At 64.0% G+C, this 12,713-nt stretch carries 11 protein-coding genes and 1 pseudogene; 4 read left to right on the plus strand and 8 right to left on the minus strand.

Annotation, left to right across the window (positions count from 1 at the left end):
• Window positions 1–77: 77 nt before the first annotated feature.
• Window positions 78–857, plus strand: coding sequence for an SDR family NAD(P)-dependent oxidoreductase (locus tag IEY62_RS20140; RefSeq protein WP_189021184.1), 780 nt, complete (start codon window positions 78–80; stop codon window positions 855–857).
• Here IEY62_RS20140 and IEY62_RS20145 read toward each other — a convergent pair.
• Both IEY62_RS20145 and IEY62_RS20150 read right to left on the minus strand, forming a co-directional pair.
• On the minus strand, window positions 854–1,408 hold the full coding sequence (locus IEY62_RS20145; RefSeq protein ID WP_189021185.1) for a TOPRIM nucleotidyl transferase/hydrolase domain-containing protein: 555 nt from the start codon (window positions 1,406–1,408) through the stop codon (window positions 854–856). The genes IEY62_RS20140 and IEY62_RS20145 overlap by 4 nt on opposite strands.
• A gap of 14 nt (window positions 1,409–1,422) precedes the next feature.
• On the minus strand, window positions 1,423–2,499 hold the full coding sequence (locus IEY62_RS20150) for an FUSC family protein (protein ID WP_229785477.1): 1,077 nt from the start codon (window positions 2,497–2,499) through the stop codon (window positions 1,423–1,425).
• A gap of 134 nt (window positions 2,500–2,633) precedes the next feature.
• On the opposite strand from IEY62_RS20150, the gene IEY62_RS20155 reads away from it, so the two are divergent.
• Together IEY62_RS20155 and IEY62_RS20160 are read left to right on the plus strand one after the other, a co-directional pair.
• The gene (locus tag IEY62_RS20155; RefSeq protein ID WP_189021186.1) at window positions 2,634–3,104 is read left to right on the plus strand and encodes an SRPBCC family protein; all 471 of its coding nucleotides are present in this window, start codon (window positions 2,634–2,636) and stop codon (window positions 3,102–3,104) included.
• On the plus strand, window positions 3,101–3,616 hold the full coding sequence (locus IEY62_RS20160) for a GNAT family N-acetyltransferase (RefSeq protein ID WP_189021187.1): 516 nt from the start codon (window positions 3,101–3,103) through the stop codon (window positions 3,614–3,616). Before IEY62_RS20155 ends, IEY62_RS20160 begins: the two co-directional genes overlap by 4 nt.
• Here the strand turns inward: IEY62_RS20160 and IEY62_RS20165 are convergent.
• The 3 genes and pseudogenes from IEY62_RS20165 to IEY62_RS20175 all read right to left on the minus strand — a co-directional run bounded on the left by IEY62_RS20165 (window position 3,617) and on the right by IEY62_RS20175 (window position 5,641).
• A pseudogene (locus tag IEY62_RS20165) lies at window positions 3,617–4,034 on the minus strand (VOC family protein).
• Between the two features lie 9 nt (window positions 4,035–4,043).
• Window positions 4,044–4,667, minus strand: a complete 624-nt coding sequence (locus IEY62_RS20170) for an FMN-binding negative transcriptional regulator (RefSeq protein ID WP_189021188.1) — start codon at window positions 4,665–4,667, stop codon at window positions 4,044–4,046.
• 41 nt (window positions 4,668–4,708) lie between these two features.
• Window positions 4,709–5,641, minus strand: a complete 933-nt coding sequence (locus IEY62_RS20175) for a DMT family transporter (RefSeq protein WP_189021189.1) — start codon at window positions 5,639–5,641, stop codon at window positions 4,709–4,711.
• Between IEY62_RS20175 and IEY62_RS20180 the strand changes: the two genes are divergently transcribed.
• Window positions 5,640–7,055: an aminotransferase-like domain-containing protein gene (locus tag IEY62_RS20180; RefSeq protein ID WP_189021190.1), complete on the plus strand. Its 1,416-nt coding sequence runs from the start codon at window positions 5,640–5,642 to the stop codon at window positions 7,053–7,055. The genes IEY62_RS20175 and IEY62_RS20180 overlap by 2 nt on opposite strands.
• Window positions 7,056–7,166: 111 nt before the next feature.
• On the opposite strand, the gene IEY62_RS20185 is transcribed toward IEY62_RS20180, so the two are convergent.
• The 3 genes from IEY62_RS20185 to IEY62_RS20195 all read right to left on the minus strand — a co-directional run bounded on the left by IEY62_RS20185 (window position 7,167) and on the right by IEY62_RS20195 (window position 12,556).
• Window positions 7,167–8,792, minus strand: coding sequence for an MFS transporter (locus IEY62_RS20185; RefSeq protein WP_189021191.1), 1,626 nt, complete (start codon window positions 8,790–8,792; stop codon window positions 7,167–7,169).
• A gap of 1,000 nt (window positions 8,793–9,792) precedes the next feature.
• A complete protein-coding gene (locus IEY62_RS20190) occupies window positions 9,793–10,782 on the minus strand; it encodes a M48 family metalloprotease (RefSeq protein WP_189021192.1) in 990 nt (329 codons plus the stop codon).
• 961 nt (window positions 10,783–11,743) lie between these two features.
• Complete coding sequence (locus IEY62_RS20195) at window positions 11,744–12,556, minus strand: putative protein N(5)-glutamine methyltransferase (protein WP_189021193.1); 813 nt, start codon at window positions 12,554–12,556, stop codon at window positions 11,744–11,746.
• Window positions 12,557–12,713: the final 157 nt, after the last annotated feature.

Raw genomic sequence — 12,713 nt, forward strand, 5'->3', positions numbered from 1 at the left:
AGAGCTAACCCCTCGGGGTGGCCAAAGGGGTGAGAGCTAACCCCTCGGCGCGCGGGACGGGGGACTAGTCTGGGGCCATGACGACTCGAGCCAATGAACTCACCGCACTTGTTACTGGAGCAACTGCCGGGCTCGGTGCCGAGTTCGCCCGTCAGCTTGCCGAATCGGGGCACCATTTGGTCCTGGTAGCACGCGACGAGCAGCGCCTTAAGGAAAAAGCCGCGGAACTCGAGCGCGACTTCAGTATCTCTGCGGAGGTCCTGCCCGCGGACCTGACCACCGACGTCGGGGTTTCAGCGGTGGCGGACCGTCTCCGGGACGCTGCGAAACCGGTGGATGTACTGGTAAACAACGCCGGAATCGGGCTCTTGAAGTCGTTCGAGAACAACGAATTGGCCGAAGAACGCCGCCATTTGAGGCTGCACGTCCAAACGCCCATGGAACTGTGCCACGCTGCCCTGGAAGTGATGCTGCCCCGCGGCAAGGGCCGGATCATTAATGTGGCCAGTGTCGCGGCCTTCGCGAACCGCGGCACGTATTCTGCGGCCAAGGCGTGGCAGGTGACGTTCAGCCGTTGGGCCAACACCACCTATGCCAAGTCCGGGGTGCAGGTCACCGCCGTGTGCCCGGGCTTCACGCATACCGAATTCCACGATCGCATGGGCATGGACAAGACCGTGGCCCCCCGCTTCCTGTGGCTCACGGCAGAGCGGGTTGTCCGGGAAGGTCTGGAGGACAACGCCAGGGGCAAAGGCGTTTCCATCCCCACCAAGCGGTACAAAGTGGTTACCTTCTTCGCGCGCATTCTTCCGGCGAAGCTGACCTCCGGGCCCCCGCGTCGGCCGTTGGAACCCTAACTTTCACGCGCAAATGCTTCAACAAGCCGTGTGAGCGGCTCGGGCGCCTGCCCCGGCGGCAGGGCCGCCACCAACAGGGGCGCGTAGCGGATCTTGTTCCCGCTGCGACCCCCGAAGAAGCGGCGTAGCTGTGCCGGTGCCGGTTTCCCGCGCTGCGAGGGCTGGCGCTGGAGGAGGCGGAACGAGGCAAGCTCACCTTGGGCGTCAATGACGTTGAGCACGGCATCGACGCCAAGGCAGCGGATGAGTTCGTCCTCCAGATCCGCGCGGCAAACCTGGAATCCGAGGTCGTCCAAGGGGCCCGAACCCAGTCCGGCCCGGCCCAGCGCGCGGGCAACGCCACGGGACTCGCCCTCGTCGCATAGCCCAAGGAGCCGGTGGTTTGCCCCGGCCGGGCCGTAAATCTGCAGGTAACGGACTATGCTTGTGGCCCCTCCCATCGGCACCACCGACACTCGTTCCGCGGTCAGGTCATGGCCACGGCGAAGGGCGAGCATCTCGACCGCCAGCCGGTCGCTCTCGCCTTCGACCAAGACAGTCGTCGCCTGCATGGAACCAGTATGTACTAGGCTCCTTGCTCCTTGGCAGCCACTCCCTTTGCCCGCGGCGCCCTCACCAACACCGCGACCGCGATTCCCACCACCGCTCCAACGAAGGTCTCAATGGCGCGTTCCATCACCAGCACGCCGGGATCCATGGGGGCCGCGAGTTGCGCGATCAGCAGGACCACCGGGGTGAAGAACACCATCGCCCAGCCATAATGCCGGGCCATGAACAGCTCCGTGGGGAACTGGAAGACCATCACCACCACCGCGAGGACCACTGCGGTTTGGCCCGGAAAGTACTGGAGCGGCGACAACGGACCTGGGAAAAGCACGACGGCGACCACCACCAACCCGAGGAAAGTTCCCACAATGCGGTGGATACCGCGGTGGACGCGGCTTGGGAGGTCAGCACCGGCAAGCGGCACTGCGGCTGCGGCCATGGCCCAGTGCGGATGGCCGCTCCCACTCAGCACTCCAATGGCTCCGGCGGCACTTACCGCCAAGGAGTAGCGGGCTGCGTGGACAAGGGCCGCCTGGCGAAGCGGTCCCCGCAGCGAGGGTACATCCCGGGCAGCGCCGACCATCCAGGTGCGGTGGCGGAACCAGCCTGCGAACCCGACCAGAATCGAGAAGGCGGCCGAGGCAGCTCCGATGAGTACCGCCGTCGTGAACGGAACGCTGGTGTGGACCGAAGCGCAGGCGCCCAACGCCAGGATGCCGAAGAACGGTCCGATCGGTTTGAGGCGGACCCGGTCCGAATACAGCGATCCGGCACCGGCAAACAGGGTAGCCACCAGCACCAGCCACCACGAATGGATGTGGTTCACGGAGAGGAATACACCGATGGTGAGTCCGCCCACCAGGATCAACGCCGCCTGTGCCTGGTGCTTGAGCCTGAGCTGGTGGGGTTCGTTGCGGCCGTACATCCCCGTCAGTGCGCCGAAGACGGCATACAGCATGAGGTCCGGGCGGCCGACGACGATCAGGAAGAGCCCTGGGAGCGCGACCCCCAGGGCTACCCGTACGGCGGACAGGCGATCGTTGTTCGCCGGGCCAAGACGGTGGAGTTCACGGGCATGCATCAAGAATGCGGGCACAGGGAACACCACCAATCTTCAAAGGGTTTGTTTCCGAAATTATCAGTGCGCTGTCAACGCCGCCATAAGCCCGGTCACAACCCGTAGCATGAAGTGAGACATTTGGGGCCCGGAAACTCTGCGAAGATCAAGGTATGCCCGTTGCATTCGTCTGCCGCACCCGTTCCAGCCTGCCGCCCCAGGAACTGTTCGATCTTTCGCGCAACATCGATGCCCACGTGGGGTCGATGACCAAGAGCCGCGAGAAGGCCATCGCAGGGGTGACGTCCGGGTTGATCTCGGAAGGCGAGACCGTCACCTGGCAGGCCTGGCACCTGGGAGTCCGGTTCCGCATGACCAGCCGCATCGTGCGGATGGAGGCTCCGGCGTCGTTCACTGACGAACAGGTGAAGGGCCCTTTCAAGTACCTCCGCCACACTCACGAGTTCCGGCCCGACGGCAACGGAACCCTCATGGTGGACACCGTGGAGTTCGCTGCGCCGTTCGGACCGCTGGGCCGGCTCGTGGAGAAGCTGGTCCTGGGCCGGTACATGCAGAACCTGATCGAAAGCCGCAACGGGTTCCTGGTGGACCAAGCGCCGCCAGCCAAGGATTCCCGGGAATGATCCGCCTCGCCCACTCGGACGACCTGCAGATGATGCAGGACATCGAGCGCGCCGCGGGGGAGACCTTCAGGCAACTCGGCATGGACCAGGTCGCGGACGACGAGCCATTTCCCGTGGAAACGTTGGGTGCCTACGCAGCCGCGGGACGAGCCTGGGTATCCGTCGATGGCCTCGACTACCCGGTGGCGTACCTGCTGGCGGACGTTGTTGATGGCGACGGCCACGTGGAGCAGGTCAGCGTCCACCCCGACTACGCGCACCAGGGCATCGGCCGCGAGCTGTTGCATGCAGCGCGCATCTGGGCACGCGGCCACGGCATGCAGCGTCAAACGTTGAGCACGTTCCGGGATGTGCCCTGGAACGCTCCGTACTATCGGCGCCTTGGTTTTGAAGTGCTCGACGCCGGTACCTGGGGCCCGGAGCTCGCCCACCTCATGGAGCACGAGGCCGAGTTGGGGCTGACCCGTTGGCCGCGGGTGGCGATGTGGCGTCCTGCAGTTCCTCCGGCGTAGCTATTCCGCCACCAGTTCAACCTCGTAGCTGTCGGTGTTGAGCAGGTACGCGGCGTAGTGGTCCGGCCCGCCGGCATGCGGGTACTTGGACTCAAACATCTCGTACCACCCAGCGTCCGCGCCGAGTGACCGGATCCTGTCCACGTTCTCCCGCGTGCCTGCATGAAATGCCATGGTTGACCCCGGGATCAGTCCGGCGGTGGGCCGTGCCGGTGATGGCGTCGGTTTGCTCCACCACAACGTACGTCCCACCGAGCTTCCAACTGCAGCCCGTGGGCCATTCCTGGAATGGCTCGTAGCCGAGCTGGCCCAGGAGCCAACCCCATTCTTCCCGGGCGCGCTCGAGGAACGGCACCCAAATCTCAAGATGGTGGATCGCGCCCACTGGCCCGGGTGATGGTGCAGTTTCCTCACGCATTTGCCGAGTCTACGAGGTCCGCGCCCGTTCCACATCCGCTGCGCTCGCCGGGTCGCCGGAGGCACGGAGCCCGGCAATCACGCCGTCAACATCCGCTGGAGCACGGTTTTGGCTGAGTTTCGTCTTCGCCTCCACCCGGGTGATCACAAGTTCGACGCCGACAATCGCCCTCAGTTGTCCGGCGATGAAGCGCTCGGGTGCTTCGTCCACCGACCACGGGCGGGGCCTGCCGGCCTCGTGGTGGTCGGAGAGGCGGCGGACGTGCCGGCCCAGCCATTCGGCGTCGTCATGAACAACAAGCTGACCGTAGACGTGTGCGGTGGAGTAGTTCCAGGTGGGCACCACACGGCCGTGTTCGGCTTTCGATGCGTACCACGAGGGCGAAATGTAGGCGTCGGCGCCCTGGACGATCATCAGGGCTTCACCGGTGACGGGGGAGGACCACTGGGTGTTGTTCCGGGCCATATGTGCGTGCAGGGCTCCGTGTTCACCGACGTCCGGCTCGTAAACGAAGGGCAGGAGCGTGGCGAGCAGCCCGTCGGGAGTCATGGTGACAAGGTTGGCCGCCCCGCCGTTGTTGAGCAGGTTGCTCAGGGCCTGGTCGGAGGCCGCGAAATGCGCTGGGGTGTACATGTCAGCTTTCCTTTTTCAGTGTGTTCGTAGGAGCAGTGCTGTCATGAGTCCGACGGCGGGTTGAGCCTTACGCGGACAGCGGCACCTGCGCAGAGGATCACCGCCAGCCCGCCCACAACAGTGGTCCACGTCATCGACTCGCCCAGCATCAGCCCGGCCCACGCGATGCTCATGACGGGCTGGACCAGTTGGATTTGGCTGACCTGGGCCATGGGTCCGATCGCAAGGCCGTGGTACCAGGCGAAGAATCCCAGGAACATGCTCACGACCCCCAGATAGGCGAAGGACAACCATTGGACCGGTGACGCTGCGGGCAGTCCGGAGCCCAGCGAGACCAGTGTCAGCACGATCATCACGGGTGAGGCCACCACCAATGCCCAGGAGATGGTCTGCCAGGCGCCCAGTTCGCGGGCCAGCAGTCCGCCCTCCGCGTAGCCGATGGCGGCGGCCAGGACAGCGCCAAGCAGCAGGAGGTCAGCCCAGTGCAGGGAACCGAAACCGCCGGATTGGACCAGGGCGAAAACCAGGGCGGCCACCACACCTACTGCCGTCAGGATCCAGAACAACGGACGGGGGCGTTCCCGGCCGCGGATCACCGCTACCGTGGCGGTGGCTGCGGGCAGTAGCGCAATGACCACGGCTCCGTGGCTTGCCGAGGTGCTGGTGAGGGCGAAGGTCGTCAGCAAGGGGAAACCGGCAACGATTCCTCCGGCCACCACGGCCAGTCGGAGCCACTGAACCCCGCGCGGGAATCGTTGCCGAGTCAGGCCCAAGGCGAGTGCTGCGAGGGTTGCCGCCACCACGGCGCGACCTGCTCCGATAAAGAGGGGAGACATGCCCTCTACGGCCACCCGGGTCAGCGGCACTGTGAAGGAGAATGTTAGGACGCCCAGGAGCCCCCACCAGATGCCCGTAGAAGTCTTGGTGGATATCACTGGCCGCGAAAGCGTAGTAGCGCTACTATTGTGACTCATGAATAACGATAGCAGTTCCCGGATCGTCTCGCGAGTAAAAGACTGGATCGCCGGAGCTGCTCCCGGAGCAAAACTGCCATCCACCAGGCAACTCGTGGCCGAATACCAGGCGAGTCCCGTGACCGTGCAAAAGGCGCTGCGGACCCTCACCGCCCAAGGCTTGATCGAGAGCCGGCCGGGGGTGGGCACCTTCGTTCGCGCCTACCGCACGGCAAGGCCCTCCGACTACGGCTGGCAGACGGCTGCCCTGCGATCGGCCCAAACCGCCAGGCCACTGAACTCCGCTGCCATGCGCAGCGCCTCCAACGACGTCATAGCGTTCCACTCCGGATATCCCGATCGCGAACTCCTGCCGGAAAGGCTGGTCCGTGCCGCTCTGACACGCGCAGCCCGCGGCGATGCCGCGTTGTCGCGGCCCCCGGCGCAGGGCCTTCCGGAACTCCAATCCTGGTTCGCGCACGAGCTCAGCACCTCCACGCCGGTGGGTGTCGCGCCGCCCCAGCCGAGCGACGTCGTCGTTCTGCCCGGCAGCCAGAGCGGACTCAGCTCGATTTTCCGAGGCTTGGTGGGGCACGGCCAGCCGCTGCTGGTGGAGTCGCCAAGCTACTGGGGTGCGCTGCTCGCTGCGGGGCAGGCCGGCGTGAACGTCATCCCCGTTCCCAGCGGCCCGGAGGGGCCGGACCCGGACGAGCTGGACCGCGCCTTTGAGGAATCCGGCGCACGGCTGTTCTACGCCCAGCCCAATTTCGCGAATCCTACGGGTGCCCAGTGGTCCGCGGAGCGCGGCGAGGAAGTGCTGCGGATTGTGCAGCGCCACGGGGCTTTCCTTGTGGAGGACGACTGGGCCCACGATTTTGGCATCACAGCGCCGTCGGTGCCGATCGCCGCTAAGGACGATTCCGGCCACATCGTCTACATCCGTTCCCTGACCAAAAGCGTCTCTCCATCCGTCCGGGTGGCGGCGATCATCGCCCGCGGCCCGGCCCGTGAACGGATCATGGGCGCCCAGGCAGCCGAGTCGATGTACGTCAGCGGGCTGCTGCAGGCGGCAGCGCTCGACGTCGTCACGCAGCCCGGGTGGCAAACGCACCTTCGCGGCCTCAGCCATCAACTGCAATCGCGGCGCGACCTTTTGGTCACCAGCCTCCGCGAGCACGTTCCGCAGGCGCACCTCAGCCACCTGCCCAAAGGCGGCTTGAACCTGTGGTTGCGGATGCCTGACGGGTTCGACGTCGAACGGCTCACCAAGGATTGCGAAGCGGCCGGGGTGCTCATTGCTGCCGGAACGGAATGGTTCCCCGCTGAACCCGAAGGCCCCTACGTCCGGCTTAACTACGCCGGCCCCAACCCCGGTCGCTTCCCCGAGGGCGCGAGGGTCATTGGCGGGGCCGTGGCCGCACAATTGGGGCTTTAACAGCCGCAGCCACCAACCTCAAGGAGAGCGCCTTGGGGCTGGTGGCTGCGGTGGGCGGCACGATGCCGCGAACTATCGGAATCGCTGTGCAGAAGTTGCAGGCAAAGGGTCCTATGCGGAAGTCAGGTCCTTGTTGCCTTTACCGAACACTGCGTCATCAATGGGCTGGCCGTCGAACGGCATCTCGTCCAGATTGATGAGCGGGTTGGTGTCCTGCGTTGCCACGAGCTCGCGGGCTTCAGCCTGCGTGTCCACGCTGGGCATGGAGCCCGGCAGCGGACGCTGGGCGGATTCACGCAGGAAGTAGATGGCGATCGCACCAACAATGGAGGTGGCCATCAGGTAGTACGCCGGCATCATGTCATCGCCGGTGCCCTCGATCAGACCCTGCACGATGAACGGCGTGGTTCCGCCGAAGATCGCAACCGAGAAGTTGTAAGCGATGCCCATTCCGCCGTAACGGCTGGACGTCGGGAACAAGGCCGGAAGGGCCGAAGCCAGGTTGGCGATGTAGAACGTCACCGGGAAAGCGATCAGCGCCAGGCCGGCCAGCGTGGACCAGATTTCGCCGATGCCAATCAGCAGGAACGCCGGGATGGCGAAGACAATGGTGCTGCCTGCGCCAACCCACAGCACGGGGCGGCGGCCGATGCGGTCCGAGAGCTTACCGGTCAGCGGGATGCACACCGCCATGATCACCAGGACCGGGATGGTCAGCAGGGTGCCGTGGACGGGGTCGTAACCCTTGGAGTCCGTGAGGTACGTGGGCATGTAAGAGGTCAGTGCGTAGCCAACGGTGTTGGCTGCGGCCGCGAGGATCATGGCCAGCACAATCTGGCGCCAGTAGGCCTTGATGATGCCAATGGGACCCTTGGCGACGGCGGCATCCTGCGAGGCCGCGTCCTTGGCGGAAGCCTCCTGCGCATCCAGGGTTGCCTGGAACTGGGGGGATTCCTCGATCTTGCTACGGAAGTAAACAGCAATGAGCCCCAGCGGACCGGCGATCAGGAACGGGATCCTCCAACCCCATTCCTCCATGGCTGCCTGTCCCAGCGTGAGCTGGAGGACGGACACCAGGGCGGCACCGAGGGCGAAGCCGATGTAGCTGCCCATATCAAGGAAGCTGGCGAAGTATCCGCGGCGCTTGTCCGGGGCGTACTCGCTGACAAACGTGGTGGCACCGGCGTACTCGCCACCGGTGGAGAAGCCCTGGATGAGCTTCAGGATCACCAGCAGCGCGGCGGCCCAGATGCCGATCTGCGCGTAGCCGGGCAGGAGGCCGACGGCGAACGTACTTGCCGCCATCAGCATCAGTGTTGCTGCGAGTACCTTCTGGCGGCCAACCTTGTCGCCGAGCCAACCGAACACGACGCCACCAAGGGGGCGGGCGATGAAGGTTGCGGCGAAGGTGCCCAGAAGGAAGAGTGTCTGGACGGACTTGTCTGCTTCCGGAAGGAAGACAGGGCCCATGGTGGTGATGAGGTAGCCGAAGACACCGACGTCGTACCATTCCATGGTGTTGCCGACGATCGTGCCGCCGAGTGCTTTGCGCAGCATCGGCTTATCCACCACGTTAACGTCGGACTCTTTGAGCCGGCGCTTCGGGCGAAGCTTGGGTTTCTTCGTTGCGTTCTTTACTGCGTTTGTGGCGGCCGGGGTGTGGCCTGCCAATACCTGGTTCCCGGTGGCGTTCCTTGCGCCATCCGGAGAGACGGTGTTGCTTTGGTCTGTGGGCATTTGGGCTTCTCCTAGGGAGGTCATTTGCTTGCGACTTCTGCTGCCCCGCTCTGGGCAGGGTTTCAATTTTACGCGGTTCAGCCCCAAAACCCGAGTTGAGATCCGATTTTTGGCACCTGAGAGGGTGCAAATTGCCTAGGTGTGTTGCATCTCATTACCGGCTTTTGCCCTGTAAGGACGCGGAAGTCGGGTGGTTTTTGCCCCGCGAGGCTCGTTGTTACCAAATTGTTTAGCTATGCCCACTTAACACGGCCGAATCGGGCCTAAAAGCTGACTGTTTGGGAGTCTCGCTCCGATCATCGTGCCCAAATACGGGCCGGGCAGTCGCCCGAGTAGAACCAGCCGATGTCACATTGACGGTGGCCACCAGCATTGCGCCGATGGCCACCGCTCCCGGTTAGGGGATGTTGTGCCAGAACAAGCGGACGACATCAACGACTAGTCGGATGATGTTGACCTCCAGGTTCCAGGCGCCCCATGGTTCTTCACGTTTCCGTTTGGATTCCATGCCGGCACCTCCTCCCGGAGGAACAGGGCACGGCCTGCACGTGTCTGTGGGCACAACAACGTTGCGCCCTCCGTGCGTAGGGCCATAGACTCAAAGTGTTCGGATTTGAGGATATGACCCTCTGACCGCACCAATGAGCGCACCGCGCTGAACAAAGACCCGATTGCACTCGGGTCTTTTGTTCGTTAACGGCACAGCAGGCTCTTGCCTGATGATTCCAGCGTATCGGCCAGAAGGCGGCTCAACGGACACGAGAAGCTCTCCCGCGAGCAGCGGTATGAGTACCTGCGGAAATTCGGCACTGGCGAGAGACGGGCATACCGTTGCCTGGCTACCGCGTCGGAGGCAAGACAGGAACGGCCGAAGCGGTTGCCGAAAACGGGCCGGCTTTCACGGCATCATTTCCAACGAGCACGCCTGCCGTGAGCCTGGCGCAGAAATACTGGACCAGGCCTTCAGAACCAACCGGGAATGGTGTGGCGGCGCCAAAGGTCAGGCCCGCAGAGGAAGCTGCTTTTCGATTCGGCGGATCCGGGCGTGCAACGGAGGATGCGATGCCAGGTACAAGGCGCGGAGCCCCCGGCGGCCGCCCTGGTCGTCGAACCCGAAAGATTGCCACTCCCGGAAAACCTCTACCAGGGCTGGTCCATAGCCGAGAGAGACTGCCATTCTGTCGGCCCGGAACTCAGCCTGCCTGTTCATCACCGGACCCAGAATGACGGCCAGGGCGAGGACCACCATGGCGACCCAGGACTGTTCCCATGCCCAGAGGATCAACCGGATGACTCCGAATGCGACCATCAAGTAGGTTCCCCCGATGAAGATATAGGCGAACAAGGCCACCAAAACGTTGAGGTAGGAGATGAACCGCACGATACCCAACCCGACACGCAGCACGACCCGGACCGCGTAACGCACGACCGCCAGAGGCCGGCTGTACCACCAGGCCAAAAGACCCGGATAAGTGTGCCCGTTAAGGTGATGGCCTAACTCGTGGGCAAGCACCGCGCCCAGATGATCACCGTGATACCGCAAAGCACCGCGGGTAACAGCGACAATGTTTCCCCCGGCAGCGCTGGCATTCAGCGCATCCGTATCCTCAACCCATAGCCGATACCTGCCCCGGCCGCTCAAGCCGGCCCGCCGCAGAACCTCATGCCATGACCGATCCAAGTGCAACTGTTCGGCATTCACCGGCTCGCGGAACTGAAAGAACCACCTGGCCAGAAACCCCTGAACGAACGGTGCGAACCAGAGGAAACCGAGCAGAAACCACACCGTGGCCAACCCAAACGGCACCCAGCCGGCCCACGCGGGCACCTGCGGTATAGCCCCCACAATCATGGAACCCGCAAGGATGAGGATCATCAGGCCGACCAACAGTGACGGGACCAGACCGACAAGCTTCACCAGCACTGTCCAGTCCACGCCGCGCCGTCTGCGCGACACCGCCGTAGTGGATGCGTAGCCATTCAAATTCACTGCTGCCCCCAAATCTCGAATCAACAAAGACGCCCCAAACCTCCGACCGCGGGCGAATGTCCGATGCGCCCTACCTATATGTGTGGCGTGGCGGATATTCCTGACGAGCTGGGCAGGGCCGACACGCCAACCACGCAACAGCGGGAGCATGCAATACGCTATGCGGCCATTTCGCGCCAGATCTCCACAACGTTTGGCCTAGTACGCGACACGACTCTATTGTGTTGCCCGCGGTAACGGTCGAGCGATCACTGCTGTGAGACAACCCGGTCGAAGAATTGATGGGGTTCGCAAAAGTATCGTTCGCCGCAGCGACGACCGGGTCCGGGATCGTAGGTACTTTGGGCTCAATCACGAGGCCACTGAGGTGTTCTGGTTTGAATGCCGTGATCCATGGCTGGGCGCCAACCATCCCTTCCGAAGCGCCGTGCATGATGCTCAGGCCCGACCCCCGTTCGTCTCCGGCAGCCCGTTTCAGGCACCACGCGATGGCTGCAGCAAGATCCAGCTCGTGGTCCTCGTAGAGGTGGTCGTGAGGACGCGCCACGACAACCCTGGGGACGGCCCTCCGGTCATCTTCAAACATCATGAGCGAAACGCTCTCACGGGGCACAGACACTTTCACGCCAACCATTGCCTGCCCGACCGGGCCGCTTTTGCAAGAGACCGGCCGCAATGATCACCGCACTCACCACTACCGAAGGCGAACGCCTCAGTGATGCCGACGCGGTCTACATCGACGTCGGCTACGGCGGTTTAGTGAAGAGGTTCGCCGTTTCAGGCTGGAAGGCCCGTGGTCTGCGGAAGGACGGCTCCCTCCAAAGAACGACCAGAAGTACAGTGGCCACACCGCCGACACCCGCTACTACCTCAACCAGCTCACCGCATGGTCCTCCGGGAAGCCATGACCATGGATCTGGCCGACGAGATCTCCGCTGCCCGGGCCTTGGGGATTCGGGTCCTAAGAGTGATGAATTGTCCCTCGCTGCGATCCGATCACCAGAGTGGCTTCGAGATCCTCATCCGTCACGACGTCGGCCATCAACCCCGAGGCCCTCAGGAGTGCGGCCGTTTCACCCGTTTGCTGCCGCGACGTCTCGATCAGGATCCGCCCACCCGGCGCCAACCACCCAGGCGCCCCAAGCGCAACCCGACGCTGCACGTCCAAACCGTCAGCGCCGCCGTCGAGCGCCACAGCGGGCTCGTGCAGCCGCGCTTCCGGAGGCATCAGACTGATCGATTCCGAGGGGACATAGGGAGCGTTGACCAGGAGCACATCAACGCGGCCCAGCAGCCGGCGGGGGAGCGGATCGAAGAGATCGCCCAGGTAAGCAGTGCCTCCCCGGGGCTCGACGTTGCGCCGGGCGCAGGCCACCGCGGCAGGATCAATATCGGCTGCGTGCAGTTCGCAACCGCCCAGGACGTCGTTGAGTGCCGCACCTATCGCTCCGGAGCCGCAGCACAGATCCACGACGACGGGGCGGCGTCCATCGGCTGGCCGCCGGGCTGCCGGCACCGCCTGCCGTACCAGGAATTCCGTGCGCCTCCGCGGCACGAAAACCCCACGATCAACGGCCATCCGGGTCCCGCAGAAATCCACCCATCCCAGGATGTGCTCCAGCGGCAGCCCGGCAACGCGCAGGTCCACCATCCGGTCGAGCTCGTCCGGATGTTGGGCAGCATCCATGAGGAGCCGCGCTTCGTCCTCGGCAAAAACGCAACCGGCATCGCGGAGGGCGGTGACGATCGTCGTACTCCGGATCACGAGAGTCATGCTAGTCCAGGGGTTCACAAATATGGAGGATCGCGGTTAGGGTATGACGCATGGGAACACTGATTTTTGAGTAGACCGGCCCGTGCTCTGCATGAGCCCGCCGCTGCGCAACAGAAGACAAAAATCCGCGCCTGTTGAGGCTTGCCTCCAAGCCGTT

Source organism: Paenarthrobacter histidinolovorans, assembly GCF_014647595.1.
Lineage (GTDB): Bacteria > Actinomycetota > Actinomycetes > Actinomycetales > Micrococcaceae > Arthrobacter > Arthrobacter histidinolovorans.